The 13,513-nt window shown below is 68.5% G+C and carries 7 protein-coding genes and 2 pseudogenes; 5 read left to right on the top strand and 4 right to left on the bottom strand.

What is annotated here, in order from left to right; genetic code table 11:
- The first annotated feature begins 262 nt into the window (after positions 1-262).
- Complete coding sequence (locus ACZ55A_RS06895) at positions 263-1,000, top strand: VOC family protein (RefSeq protein WP_468835409.1); 738 nt, start codon at positions 263-265, stop codon at positions 998-1,000.
- Between the two features lie 479 nt (positions 1,001-1,479).
- Positions 1,480-2,037, top strand: coding sequence for a hypothetical protein (locus ACZ55A_RS06890; protein ID WP_468835407.1), 558 nt, complete (start codon positions 1,480-1,482; stop codon positions 2,035-2,037).
- 71 nt (positions 2,038-2,108) lie between these two features.
- Here the strand turns inward: ACZ55A_RS06890 and ACZ55A_RS06885 are convergent.
- Positions 2,109-2,427 (bottom strand): annotated as a pseudogene (locus tag ACZ55A_RS06885) (alkanesulfonate monooxygenase); the annotation flags it as partial.
- 206 nt (positions 2,428-2,633) lie between these two features.
- Between ACZ55A_RS06885 and ACZ55A_RS06880 the strand changes: the two are divergent.
- Complete coding sequence (locus tag ACZ55A_RS06880) at positions 2,634-3,056, top strand: YjbQ family protein (RefSeq protein ID WP_468835404.1); 423 nt, start codon at positions 2,634-2,636, stop codon at positions 3,054-3,056.
- Positions 3,057-4,174: 1,118 nt separating this feature from the next.
- Here ACZ55A_RS06880 and ACZ55A_RS06875 read toward each other — a convergent pair.
- From ACZ55A_RS06875 to ACZ55A_RS06865, 3 genes are read right to left on the bottom strand one after another with little or no spacing between them, the layout of a single operon-like run.
- A complete protein-coding gene (locus ACZ55A_RS06875) occupies positions 4,175-6,481 on the bottom strand; it encodes a pentapeptide repeat-containing protein (RefSeq protein ID WP_468835402.1) in 2,307 nt (768 codons plus the stop codon).
- Between the two features lie 8 nt (positions 6,482-6,489).
- Entirely contained in the window at positions 6,490-8,160 is a 1,671-nt protein-coding gene (locus ACZ55A_RS06870) for an LBP/BPI/CETP family protein (protein ID WP_468835399.1), read from the bottom strand.
- A gap of 20 nt (positions 8,161-8,180) precedes the next feature.
- Entirely contained in the window at positions 8,181-12,017 is a 3,837-nt protein-coding gene (locus ACZ55A_RS06865) for a hypothetical protein (RefSeq protein WP_468835396.1), read from the bottom strand.
- A gap of 640 nt (positions 12,018-12,657) precedes the next feature.
- Between ACZ55A_RS06865 and ACZ55A_RS06860 the strand changes: the two genes are divergently transcribed.
- Both ACZ55A_RS06860 and ACZ55A_RS06855 read left to right on the top strand, forming a co-directional pair.
- Positions 12,658-12,846, top strand: a complete 189-nt coding sequence (locus ACZ55A_RS06860; protein WP_468835393.1) for a hypothetical protein — start codon at positions 12,658-12,660, stop codon at positions 12,844-12,846.
- Positions 12,847-12,906: 60 nt separating this feature from the next.
- Positions 12,907-13,206: pseudogene (locus tag ACZ55A_RS06855) on the top strand (dienelactone hydrolase family protein); the annotation flags it as partial.
- Between the last annotated feature and the right edge of the window lie 307 nt (positions 13,207-13,513).

Genomic DNA, 13,513 nt, shown 5'->3' with positions numbered 1-13,513 from the left:
CGGGTGGCGACTTGCCCCGCCCCAGACTCCCTGAGTACGCACTGCCATGCCGGCCCGGGCCCCGCCCGAAGGAGGGGCCCGGGCCGCTGGCGTCAGAACAGCCAACGGGCGCCGGCGGCACCCGAGCTCAAGCTGACCGGCCACGGCAGCAGAGCCGGTGATGCCGCCAGATGCAGAGGGCGGCCGACTCGCACCCTCCAGGCCGTGATGGCCCGAAGAATTCGCACGCCTGCCTGATGGGGAGTCGCCTAAGGTATGCGGCATGACGCTGCAACTTGTTCAGGTGAACTTCAAGGCCCGGGACGACTCGGCGCTCGGCCAGTTCTGGGCGGAGGTGCTCGGCTGGGGTGTTTCCAGCGAAGGGCCCGGCGTCACCAACCTGGAACCCGTGGGCTTCGACTGGCCGGACCCGTCCGCCGTCTGCATCGATCTCGTCCGCGTCCCGGACCCGGAGACGGTGAAGTGCCGCGTGCACATCGAGCTCGCCACCACCTCCGACGCCCATCAGGCGGAGTTGGTCGCACGTCTGAAGGAGCTCGGGGCGACGCCCGCCGATGTGGGCCAGGGCGACGCGCCGTGGACGGTGATGGCCGACCCGGAAGGCAACGTGTTCAACGTCCTGGAGCCCCGGGAGCTCTACCGGGACACCGGGCCGATAGCCGCGGTGGTCGTCAGCTGCGCCGACCCACGGGCCATGGTCCGGTTCTGGGGCGAGGCGATCGACTGGACCGTCCACGAGCTGACCGACGACCGCGCCCTGCTGCGCTCCGTCAAGGGCGTCGGGCCGTTCCTGGAGTTCCGCCGCACGCCCGACGACGAGGTCGTATGGACCCGCGTCCATCTCGACGTGATGTCCGACCCCGTCGAGGATCAGGCGAGGGAGGTCGCCCGGCTCGAAGGCCTCGGCGCGGTACGGACCGACGTGGGTCAGGGTGACGTCTCCTGGGTCGTCCTGGCCGACCCGGCGGGCAACGAGTTCTGCGTCCTCGGCCGGGGCTGACGCGGAACTCCGTCCGCGCCCTCATGGCGGTGCGCCAGTGCGCGGCGCCGGGCCCTGCCCTCGCCCCCAGCCGCCAACTCACGCAGCCTGACCCACGCATACGGCAGGAGAGCCCAAAGAAGCCCATGCCCTCCCGGAGACGGGTACCTCCGCTGAGGGCTGATGCCGCTTACCGGGACGCTTCAGATTTGCGTGTGGGCTGCGGTCATGGACGACCTCCAAAGTCGCATGTGGCGTGATTGCTTACGGGACCACACCCGGCGAGCACTTGACGGCCGAGGTGTCCAGGCCTCGGCCGTCGTGCTGTCGCAGGCGCTACGGCACGCCCGGATCCAGACGGGTTGCCAGCGACAGCGGCGCGTGTCTGCCTGTCACACATGGCTGAAAGTCAACGCTCAGATCGCCCTGCCACCTTGGGCTTGAGCAGCCCCTGGGGCCGCGGCGATAGCCTCCCGGCATGACCACGGCACGGGAGGATCATGGACGAGGGGAAGGCGGCCCTCTACGCCGCCCTCATCGGCTTCGCCGCCGCCATCATCGGTGCCGCAGTCGGCGGATGGGCCAGCTGGCGGGCAGCCAGGCACAGTGCAGACGCAGCCGTGCAAGCAGCCGTCGAGCAGGTCAAAGGGCAAGCGAAGAATGAGCACGCCCACTGGATTCGGCAAGAACGGCTACACGTCTACCGGATCGTTCTCCAGGCCTGCACCGACTTCATGGCCGTCGTCCAACGGTTCGAAACCCAAGTTCGAGCCGGTAGAAACACTGACGAGCTGCATCAACTCCTGGAGCAATGCCTCCGTGACGTTGAACTCTCCACCAGCTCACTCCACCTTTTGGGGCCGTCATCAGTGCATGCCGCAGCGTTGCGTCTGCTCGCAGAAGCCGCCTCGACCGTAGACGCCTTGCGAGGGTGGGAATCCCGCGGAAGCAACACGGAAGCAACAAACGATCTCCGATGCCGCAAAGCACTGGCCACTCAGGCCGCTCTCGCGTTCACCGATGAATGCCGGGCCGTCGTCGGAACCGCCGGCGAATAGCTCAAGCTGGCGCGGTCCACTTCGGGGGCTTTCGAGCATGCCTGCTCAGACGGCCAGTGACTGGAATCTGATTACCGTCCACAGACCGGGGGCCGGCTGGTCTGCATCGCCTCGCCGACCCAGTACGCCCCCTCCCGATGCGGACAGCCGGACCACACGAAGTGCTCGACACCCAGGAAGTGGTACTCCTCGATCCGTCCGCCACTTCGGCATGGCCGACGACCGGCGCGGCACTCGCGTCACCCCGCACCAGCACCCCGCCACCGCCCACAGCTTGGGCGAGAACGCCAGCCTGCCGCCCGCGTCACCGTGCAGCGCTGTCATCCGCTGCTCACCCACCGACTCGCTCTTGCCCAGGGCCTGTTGAGCGGCAACAGCGGGATCCGCCTCGCGATGCGTCGAGCAGCCGGCCGGCAGTACTTCAGCCTCGCCGTCACCCGCGTCAGCGCCACCGTCGTCAATCAGGCGTCCTCGCGCCACGTCCCGGTCGGGCGGCGGCGGGATCCGGCGCGACCGGGCCGGAGCATGGAAACGGCATTGCCGGCCGCGCCCCCGGGGTGCCGACCGCCGCAGCCCACCCGTACGAAAATGGACGCATGAGCACCGCATTCACCACCCGGACCCTGGACATCACCACCGGCTCGACGGAGACCGTCGCCGACCTCACCGCCGACTGCGCCGCGTTCCTTCGCGACGCCGCAGACGGCCGCGACGGCCTGCTGAACATCTTCGTACCCCACGCCACGGCCGGCATCGCCGTACTGGAAACCGGCGCCGGCAGCGACGAGGACCTGCTCGCCGCCCTCCACGACCTCCTCCCGGCCGACAACCGCTGGCGCCACCGCCACGGCTCGCCCGGCCACGGCCGCGACCACGTCCTCCCCGCCCTCGTCCCACCCCACGCCACCCTCCCGGTCGTCGCGGGCCGCATGGCACTGGGCACCTGGCAGTCCGTATGCCTGGTCGACACCAATGTCGACAATCCCGACCGTCAGGTGCGACTGAGCTTCCTGGGCTGACCAAGGTCGCCCTGGGGGGCCGCGATTTCTCCGTACCCCGCGTGCCCGCAACGGAGAAGCCTTGCGCGGTGCGGACCTGGACATCATCAAACGCCCCTATGACGGATGCGGAAGGTTCCTGCTCGACGTGCGGCGGCTGTCCCGCATGAAGCTGGCCCATCGTCCCCAGGGCGTCAACGGGAGGACGTTCTGACAGCCGCAGCATCTGTCGGCGGGCACATCATCGGCTCTCGGCGCTCAACACGGCCCGGTGCCAATCCTGGCTGTCGGATCTGGTGCTCCTCCCCTGAGATCTCCCCGGGTCGGGCGGCGAATATGCAGGTCAGGGAGGCTCCCTGTGTCGCTTTTGGTATGTGCAAGTTCGGCAGGGTGGCACCCGCTCCGGCAGAACGGATATGGCATTCCTGATGGCGTGTCAGTTGCAAGGGTGACTCACTTGGGTGTCCCGAGGGCGACTTGATTGACGCGGCGGGAGCAGTCCTGGCTCCCGCCGGGGCCAGCGAGTTGTTGAGTGCTTTCACCTGACACCGGCCGGAGCTGTTGCTCATCTTGCTGCGTCATCGAATCAGCCTGTTGAGGCCTCCGGGGGCCGTCCAGCTCGCCAAGGAGCAGGGACCTGACCGGGGCGGAGGCGTCCTGATGCACGACGCCGCTCAGCCTGGCCGCCCCGCCCCGGTGGAGGCGCCGTCGGCACGAGCTTCACCGATGCTCCGAAGCCGAGCCGTTGCAGGGCCGACGACTTGCTTGAGACGCGCTCAGGCGGGTGTCTCCGCAGCGCCTGCTCCAGGCGCTCATGGACGCGGCTCCCTGAAGCAGCACTCACGGGCGCCGGGCCAGCCACTCCTGGAGTTCGCGATGGCGGAACTGGTAGGCGATGCCGGAGGTGTGCAGCATGCCCGCGTCGCGGGCCCAGGAGAGGAAGGCGCCCAGGCGTCAGGGCAGGCGGCTTCTGGTGCAGAGGAGGAGGGCCAGGTAGCGGCGGGCGGCGGGGTGCGGACGATGATGATCACGCCGGCCACGACAAGGGCGGGATCCTCGACGAAGTCGGGTTTCAGCCTGTAGCCCGCGACACCCATGTGCTGCCAGTCGGGAGGTGGGAGGAGCGGGAGGGGCATCATTCAGACCGGTGGGGTGAGAAACTCCTCCCAGCTCAGGAGGCCAGCATCCACCTGCGAGCGAGGGTAGCCGCTGGGCCCGACGGAATCGGCGTCCAGTGCCGTCTCCAGGGCCACCGTCGCGGCGAAGGCCACTTCCGGCTGGTGGGGCCGGTCCCGCAGCCGGACCAGGACGCAGCCGTAGACAGGCAGGCCAGTAGTCCCCGTGAAGACGCGCATCGTCGGGTAGGCGGCCGGGCGGGGTTGGAAGGACACCGTGCCCGCGCGGATCTCCCAGTAGGTCTCCGCGCTGATGGGAGCCTTTGTGGCGAGGGTGTAGTTCTGCTGTCTGAAGCCCGCGATGAGTTCGGCCCCGGCCGTGGGGGCATTGAGGTACTGGGCATCGGCGACGGGTAGCTTGAAGAGGAAGCGCGCGGTGCTGTCATTGAAGACGCGCAGCTCGGTGGGGAGGATCGTGATGCGGTAGACGCGGGGCGCTGCGCGATTCGGGTCATTGGAGTTGTCCAGGAGGCGGGCCTGGACATTCTGGACCTTTGCGTCGTGGCCCAGCGGCTGGCCTGCCGTGGTGAAAGCGTCGGCCAGCGTGTGGAGATCCCCGGAATCCAGGGGCGCCCGGGCGGCCGGGGGGAGTGCGAAGAGCGGGACGCCACGGCTCGTCGCGACGGCGGCGTCCACGAGCAGGGCCGCGCGCAGCGTCGTGTCGCTGAAGTCGGTCCCGTGCAGCAGGGCTCCGGCGAGGGAGAAGGGACGTTGGCCGTCTCCGGGGGTGGCGTGGCAGCCGGGCAGTTGGGACTGGATCAGGACGCAGTTGCTGAGGTCCGTACCGGAGAGGTACGACTGGGTCAGTCGGATGCCCTGGAGATAGCCGCCCGCGAGCACGGCGCCGTCGAAGTCGACGTGGTCGACGCCGGCGCCGGCCCCGAACCACTGGATGCCCTGCAGATCGGCGCCCGCCAGGTTGGCGGCGGTCGCCTGGGTGCCCTCGCACACCGCGCCGCGCAGAACGGCGGGCCGTACCCGGTCGGTGAGGACGTCGATGCCCGGGCCGCCGTCGTGGACTTGCAGGGTGTAGCGCGCGATGCGCCAGCGGGTGCCCTTGAGCACGGAGACGACTTCGTCTTCTGGCGAGATGGTGGCTCCGTGCTTGGCGAAGGCGGCGACCACGTCGTCCGGGGCGTATTTTGCGGCATCGAGCTCATGGGCCGTGACGGAGTCCAGGGTGAACAGGAACGCCTTGGCGCCGAGCTGGGCGTTGGAGAGGTCCGCACCTGACAGGTCGGCGTGGGCGAGGTTCGCTCCCGGGCCTGCGATGTTGCGCAGTGTCGCCTTGCTCAGATCGGCGCCGACCGCGATGGCCTCGCTCAGGTCGGCCTTGTCGAGGGCCGAGCCGACGAGCTTTGCGTCCGAGAGGAGCGTTCCCGAGAGGTGGGCGCCGGTCAGGTCGCAGGAGGACAGGGTCGCCGCGCGGAGGTCGGCACCGGAGAGGTTGGCGCCGGTGCAGTCGAGGAGGTGCCGGCCGCCCGGAGCGGTACCGGGGTGAGATCCGGCGGCGGTGCCGAGGGCTGCGCCTCGGGCGTGGCTCTGCGCGAGCACGACGCGGGCCGCGCTCCCCAGCCTGCCCCAGGAGACCGCTTCGAGCCTGGCGCCGGTCAGGTTGGCGTCGTCCAGCACGGTGCCGTCGCAATGGGTGCCGGTCAAGGTGGTGCCGGCGAGCGTGGCGTGGCTCAGGGTGGCGGACGAGAGGTTCGCTCCGGTCAGATCGCTGGAGGTGAGATCCGCCTTGCCGAGGTCGACGCCGGACAGGTCGGCACCGGCCAGGATCAGCCGCCGCAGATCGGCCTCGGTGGCCGACTTGGTGTGTTGGATGTCCTCCAGACCGGGGGTGACGATCTGCGGCGTGAAGATGCCCGGGGCGTCGTCCGTCATGGTGAGGAGCGGGGCCAGCTTGTCCAGGCTGTAGGTGATCGCTTTGGCTCCGCCGGGCGTCCGGACCTTCCATGTCGTGCCCAGGGGCAGCCCGGACAGTTCGAAGGCGGCCGCGTTGGTGGCGTTCTGGGTGAGCATCAGCCAACCGGTGTTTGTGTCCAGCCGGATCCACAGCATGCTCGCGAGCTGGATCCGTGTCCCGCCGTCGTCGCCCTGATAGAGCGTCACCCGCTCGTCGGGTGTGACGTCCGTCGCCGCCATACCGGGCACCTGGATCTTCTTCCCGCCGCCGCCCTGGACCTCGAAGGTGGTCAGATAGGCGGGGGGAGACCCTCCGGTGGAGGCGAAGAGCAGCTTGCCGGCGAACCGTCCGGGTCCTGTCATGATCCCCCCTACGCGTTCTTGTACTTCACGTCGGCCAGGACTGACACGTAGTGCTCCTGGATACTCAGCACGGCCTGGTCGAACAGGAACGTGAAGTCCTGCACGATCGGCAGCGCGACGCCCCGGCTGCCGAGATCTTCGAGGACCTTGTCGTAGTGGGGCTCGCCGACGATGGGCCACACGGTGGTGCCGAACGTCGTCGGGTCGATGTGCGGGACGTCGGAGGACTTGAGCGTGGCTTGGAAGGTCACCTTGTGAAAGGTGTACTGCATCGTCTGGGCGTTGCCGGAGGTACCGAGCTTGAGGTTGCGGAGGATGTCGGTGCGGAGCAGGTCGAAGACGATCTTCGGGTGTTCGTTGTCGTCCTCGATGGTGAGGGTGAATTCGAGGTTCTGGGTGACGACCATGCCCATGACCGTGGTGGCCTTCTTGACGGCCGCGTAGTACTGGTCGGCAATTTTGAGGGCACTCAGGTCCGCCGTGAGGTCGTTCTCCGTGGTGTAGGCGTTGCCGTCCAGGCGCTTGACCAGCTTGTTGTACACGTCGGACGGCAGTTGCTGCTGAAGGATCTTCTCGGTTTCCGCGGTGAACTCGTAGACCTGGGCGAATGCGTAGGTCTGGGGAATGTCCTGGTGAGGCAGCGCCAGGGGGGTGACCTGAGCGGTCATGGTGCAGCCCTTGTACGGCTTGAGCGCCGGCACCAGGGTGAGGTAGGTGTCCACCTTCAGACTGTCCGGGTCCGGCATGTCCTTCGGCGTGAGCGTGAAGTCGAGATTGCCCGCCTTCCAGTAGGCCCAGTGCAGGGCGCTCACCGTGTAGTCGGAGACGTAGACCTCCAGGTGGTGGTCGTCCGCGGGCGGCGTCGGAACCGGAAGGGCCGTGGGCTGCGGGCCCGGGTAAGGGGTGCCCTTGTAGGTCACTTCGCCGGTGACGCCGATGGTGAGGCCGTTGTCGCCGGGGAAGGTGAGTTTGGAGTCACCGACGGCGAAGTTGAACGTGATGTCGTCGGTGAGTTTGCCACTGGCGGGGATGGACGCGAGCATCGGGTTGATCGCATCTTGAACCGGCTTCGCGAACTGGACGGTGCCGATGGCGGCCACGGCGTCCGTGTTCAGGTGCTCGCCTCCCCAGAACCCCTTCTTGTGCTGGATGATGCTGTTGCCCGGAGGGTTGGTCTTGGTGTCTGAGGGCGTCGCGGTCGAGCTCTGGTACGTGATGTCGTAGGTGTTGTGGCCGGAGTTGTAGGAGAAGGCCACGGTCACGGTGGTGTCGAGCTTGCCGATGCTGGGGCTGTACTCGAGGGAATCGGGTCCCTTGGGCTCGGCGGGATCGCAGCCGAACCGGGTGCATGCCCTGCGGTTCCACGTCTCCGTCCAGCTGTACGGAACTGTGAAGTTCTCCGCGTCGTAGGTGAGTGTGAACGTTCCGTTCGTCTGCTGCTTCACGCCCTGGTACGTGGGCTCGAAGCCCTGGAGCTTGCCGTTGCTGAGCTTGACGTCAAGATTCTTGCAAGTGACCCAGGTGCTGCCGGTGTTCTCGATTTCGAAGTCCGAGATGTTCGGGACGTCGTGGTCGGGGAACGTCATCCCCTTGAGCTCGTTCGCCAGCACGTCCTTGACGTAGTGCTTGGTGAAGAAGCCGATGCCCGTCGGGCCGATGGCAACGGTGAGTGTTTGCATGTGAGGGCCTCCGTGTGTCGTCAGGCGGGAATGGCGTAGACCTGAAGGCCGTCGCCGCTGCGGTAGAGGTGGTAGACGGTGCCGCCGTCCTGGACCTGCCATGCGCCGCCGGGGACGGTCACGGTGACGGCCGCGGCGTTGGTGAGCGTGATGCCGTGGGCGGCGAAGTCCGCCCTGACCGGGGAGATGTTCCGGTCGTCGTAGTTCGGCTGCGCGGTGAGCGGGAGCGTGAAGAGTGGTGGTGTGGGCGTCCAGTGGGCGAAGGTCGGGCCGTGGCGGGTCTCGGTCAGCGGCGCGTAGCCCAGGGCGTAGAGGTTGCGCCAGACGTCGACCGCGATCTTCGCGGCGACGATGTTCTGCGGGGTCTTGGAGACGGTGGTGTCGGGGGTGCGCATGATGAATCGTCCGTCGGGGCCGTAGATGTCCAGCAGATAGTCCGCTGCCTTGGATCCGGCACCCGAGTAGGACAGCACGTAGGTGTAGCCCTGTGACTCGACGGCCATGTCGAGATAGGTGACGGAGTTGTCGGCGTTCGCGCCGTCACCTCGCAGTGGGAAGGACGAGGTGCACGAGTAGACCTCCGACCGGGTCGCGTCGTCCGCGGCCGGGACGAGCTTCCAGGCGCCTTGGCGGTCGTCGTCCAGGACGAGCCACTGCGCGCCCGCCCGTTGGGCATGGATGACGGTGCTGGTCAGGCGGTGATGGACGGCGAGCCCCTGCTGACCGTTCAGCACCTGCCACGCCATGCCACGGGGGTCCGAGATGATCCACGAGCGGCCCGTCTCGACCACCGCGATCTGCGCGCTCTGCGCGAGGTCGTCCATGTGCTCCGGGTCGTAGGCCAATGCGATGCCGTTCGCAGCGAGCACGTCGATCAGCGGGTCGTTCGCCGGCTGGAACCGGGCCGAGTCCAGCTGTGCGACGAAGCGGGCGTCGAGGGGGAACAACAGGGTGGCGTTCGCCTCCTGCAGTGCTCCGTGCAGCGCCTCGGGGATGGTGCCGGCGTCCAGGGCGGCGGCGAGCTGTGCGGTGGGGACTTGGCAGACGGCGGGGCCGGTGGTGAAGGACGGCACCGGGTTGCCCTTGGTGTCGAACGCCTGGATCCGGTTGTTGAGCGACTCCAGCACCAGGATGCGGCCGTCCGGGGCGACGGCAAGCGCCTTCGGGCCCTTGAGCAGCCCCTCGCGGATGCCCTGGCCGGAGACGAGCAGCGCTTCCGGGGCCTTGTCGTCGGTGAAGGGTTCCGCCGGCAGGGACAGCAGCATCAGCTTGTGGTGCTGCCAGGAGCAGGCGATCACGGCGTTGCTCGGATGGACAGCCAGCGCGTCGACGTTCTCCAGCGGGAACCGGCCCCAGCTCGGAAGGACCTTGTGGTCGAATCCGAAGTCCCGTGCCCCGTCGTCGAGCCGCACCTGACGCAGGTGCATGCCGCCATCGCGCGGGTCCAGGACGAAGTTCGTCTCGTCGATGGCATCGGCGTTGGGGGACGGCGCGTACGCGATGGCGGGGCGGGTGGTGAAGCCGACCGTGGTGGTCTTCCGCCGGGAGTCAGGGTCGGCCAGCACGGAGATGTTCTGCACCGCCCAGAGCTGGTCGTCGGAGACCGGAGCGTCGGCACGGTCCGGGTGGAGCTCCTGCCCCGAGGCGCGCCAGGCGTATCCGACCTGGAAGGCGCTGTTGTTGAGCGTCACGGCGGCGATGTCGCAGAGACCGGATGTGACCTGGCAGTCGAGGTCGACCTTGGTGGCTCTCGGGGGTGTGCCGTCGGCCCGCCAGACCGGCTTGCCGTCGGTCAGCGCGAGCTGTTCCTTGTAGACGTACTGGGTGTCGGGCGCGAGCGGCACCAGGTTCTCCGTGATCTGGTGATCGCCCAGGTCGAGCACCGCTTCCCCGGTGGGCTTCGAGGGTGTCCAGTCGCTCTGCCAGGACCCGGCCAGCCAGCCGTTGGCGCTGTAGACGCCCGCGACGATCCGCAGGTCGCCGCCGGCCGGCACGTCCGTGAACCGGAGCTTCAACGGATCGTTGCTGGTCACATGCGGCAGCTCGCCGGTGAGCTGCCGGCTGGCGCCGCCCCGGTACTGCAGCGTCACCAGGTACCGGGCTGCCACCGCCGGCCACACAGCAGTCTCGGGGTGTCCGGCCTCGCCGTGCCGCGGGTCGGGGTGCAGGGTGAGGGCGACGTCCAGCGACCGGCTGGCCTTGACGGTGACGCAGGCGGGGGAGGACAGCACCTCGCCCGTCGTGATCGCGATCTGCTCGAAGTCCATGCCGGCGGCCACCAGCTTCAGCGCCCAGCCCACCGGCCCGAAGGCGTTCGACAGCGCTCCCTCGCCGACCTGCTCGACCAACCACTCGCCCAGCTTCTCCAGGCCCTTCTGCACCACGATGCCGAGGACGAAGTTGGCCGCCGAGGTGAGGAACTTGGAGGACCGGGTGAGCGCGGTGCCCACCGCGATCGTCCCCCCGGCGAGCGGAATGCCGACGCCGAGGACCGCGGCGACCAGGTCGCGATCGTTGATGATCCGGTTGAAGAGCTTGGTGCTGGTGAGCGCCTTTCCGGCGGCCAGGCAGACCAGGGGCACGCCGTACTCCCACAGCGCCGTGAGCAGCGCTCCCTCGGTGCTGACGTCCGCGTTCCAGTCCGAGGTGCCCAGGCTGCCGAAGTACAGCTTCAGCGAGGCGGCCTTCCCCAGCGCGAACGACACCTGCTTCGGCTCCGCGGGAACGGGGATGCCGAGGATCGTGTCCACCGCCGAGACCGAGCCCCACTTGGTGACGGGGCCGAGCGACGTCCCCGACTCGTCGAAGAGTTCGTAGCCCAGGTAGAGGGTGCGGAGGTAGGAGTTGGAGGCGTCGATGCTGAAGGTGCCATCGTCGTCCACGCTCGGGGCTCCCACGTTCACGCCGTGATGGGAGGTGGGCTCATCCACGGTCCAGCGGTAGGAGGGAGTCCGGGGGGTGGACGCGCCGAGCGCCGCCTGCCCGTCGGTGACCAGCACGGACGTGCCGGGGCGGCTGCGCCAGGTCTTGCCCCGCAGCCACTCGTCATCGCAGGACGTGCGCCGCGCTCCCGCGATCACGGGACGGCTCTTGTCGAGGACGCGGTCGTGCAGGTCGAAGGTGTACAGCTGGTCGCCGGCCTGGATGCCGTCGACCGAGTACCCGGCGGTCAGCGGGGTGCCATCGGCGCTCTGGCAGGGAACCCGGCGTGACCAGTCCTGGCCCAGATTGCTGATGGTGCCCGCGAGTTCGGCCACGGCGTTGTACTGGTCGGGGTCCATCTCCTCGTCCGGGGCGATGTGGTCGTCCCGGAGGACCTGCGCCGTGTGCGGCTCGGTGGTCGCCAATTCGGGATGATGCGCGATGAGCCCGACAGCTGTGTCATGGTCCGATATCAACGTCTCGGCATGGAGGCGCAGTTCGAGCGCCGCATCTCCCGTGCATGGGCCGACGCCGAGCCTGGCCAGCTTGCCGCTGCGCGTGATCTCCCGGCCTTCACGGTCCCGGCGGGCGAGCAGGGTGGCACGCAGCCGCTGCGGTGCGAGGTACAGCGCCATCATGGCCACCTCGGGCAGGTGCACGCCCTCCGGCGCGGGCCGCACAACGCGGATCCACCGCACCGCACCGGTGTCGAGGTCCGCGTCGTCGACCTCGGCGAAGTGCGTGAACTCCGCGGCCGACGCCCCCGGTAACTCCCGCGCGGCCGTGTGCAGTGCCGCGAGCACGGAGTGCTCCCGCCTTGCCGCGGCCAGGGTCTCGACGGTGTGCGGACGTAACGCGTAAGCGGATCCGTGCACGTCCACCTGCAGGCCGTCGGTGGCGCTGGCATGGCGAAGATCGAAGTGGAGAACAGTCAACGGGGCTCCTCGCCTTGTGAAGGTGCGCGGGCGTGGCGGTGGGAGGGGACGACGGCGCAGCCGTCCGTGTCCGGACCTGCGGCGACACAGAGCCCGAAGGTTACGAAGGCTGGGGCCAAGGCGCAGCTTCTTGATCCGGCCACGGGGTGCTAACCCGCCACAGGTGCCGGCACGGTGAGCCCACCGTCGGCCATGCGCGTCGTCCGAACGAAATGCTGTCCGTTCGCCTCGCACCCGCTTTCGGCACCGATGGGCGGTGGGGAACAGGCGGACGGATGGTGAAGCTGTCCGGGTCGGAAGAAGTCGACCGGATCGGCCGAATCGCCATCGACCGCGATATCGCGATGGTGCGGGCGGTCGCGTGATGGCGCGTTTCGGCGGCGTCACCGAAGCGACCACGGGGAGGTTGCGTGGGCGGATCTGGAGCAGGAGGGCGGACGGCCCCCACACGCAGCCGCACGGTTCTATCGACGATGAAGGCCGAGCTGGAAGGCTGAAGTTCCTTGGCGGCCTTGAGGGTGTCCTAGGAGTTCAGGGCCCGCTCGCGCCAGGTCGTCTCACGCTCGGCCCACACAGAGATCCACGCCCGACGCACCCGCATCCGCGAACTCCTCGGCCACAACCGCGGCTTGGAAGCCGAATGGACCCAGGAGGCCATTCACCGGATCACCCCGAGAACACCACACTCAAGCAACGCGTCCGGCAACTCACCACCGACAACCGCACCCTCGACGAGCGGCTGAAGGCCGCCCGCTCGAACCTGCGCTTCCAAGACCGGCGAGTCGCCGATCTCGAAGTCCGCCTCACCGAACCGAAACCACCGACATGATCCTGTCCGGCCGAGGCCCGTGGATGTCAGTGCTGAGGGCCATACTCGTGCCGCGGCGCCACCCGGGCCCCGCAGTGCGAGGGGAGCAATATGGCTGAGGTGCTGGTCCTCTACCATGGGCACGGGCTGACCTCCGGCGTTCGCGAGTTCGCCGAGCAGCTGCGACGAGTCACCTTCTTCGCCGGGGAGGGCGATGTGGACGCCGCCCGCGCGCTCGTCGAGACGGCGACGGATGCCGAGCTGTTCCTCTACCCCGGCGACAGGCACCTGTTCACCGACAGCAGCCTGCCGTCCTGCGACGAACAAGCCGCAAAGCAGGTCAACCATCGGGTGCTCGGCTTCCTCGACCGCATCAAGTAGGGGGGCACAACCTGATCCTGTCCGGCTGACGACCTCGCGGCCCGTCCACCGTCCCGGTGGACGGCGGAACTTCGCGTGTGTCTGCCCGCCTCAGCGGAGCAAGCTCCTCGTCTACCTCAAGGCCGACCCGAAACAGGTCGATCTTGTTCCCTGGTTCACCCGGGACGTGCACAGGAAAATGCCTGCTCGGCGTGCGGCGGCTGTCCCGCATGAAGCTGGCCACGTCGTCCGGAGCGTCAACGGGAGGACGTTCTGACAGCGGCCGCATCCGTCGGCGGGCACATCATCGGCTGGGCCGACGACTGGG

It is taken from the genome of Streptomyces sp. NPDC034111 (genome assembly GCF_055575375.1).
The sequence above is the reverse complement of the archived record's forward strand: the minus strand, read 5'-3'. Positions and strand labels throughout refer to the sequence as shown.

What these genes read in the sequence shown, in the direction of transcription:
- ACZ55A_RS06860 (WP_468835393.1), top strand. Translation starts at nt 12,658, where the DNA reads ATGGACCCAGGAGGCCATTCACCGGATCACCCCGAGAACACCACACTC.
- ACZ55A_RS06895 (WP_468835409.1), top strand. Translation starts at nt 263, where the DNA reads ATGACGCTGCAACTTGTTCAGGTGAACTTCAAGGCCCGGGACGACTCG.
- ACZ55A_RS06875 (WP_468835402.1), bottom strand. Translation starts at nt 6,481, where the DNA reads ATGACAGGACCCGGACGGTTCGCCGGCAAGCTGCTCTTCGCCTCCACC.
- ACZ55A_RS06880 (WP_468835404.1), top strand. Translation starts at nt 2,634, where the DNA reads ATGAGCACCGCATTCACCACCCGGACCCTGGACATCACCACCGGCTCG.
- ACZ55A_RS06870 (WP_468835399.1), bottom strand. Translation starts at nt 8,160, where the DNA reads ATGCAAACACTCACCGTTGCCATCGGCCCGACGGGCATCGGCTTCTTC.
- ACZ55A_RS06890 (WP_468835407.1), top strand. Translation starts at nt 1,480, where the DNA reads ATGGACGAGGGGAAGGCGGCCCTCTACGCCGCCCTCATCGGCTTCGCC.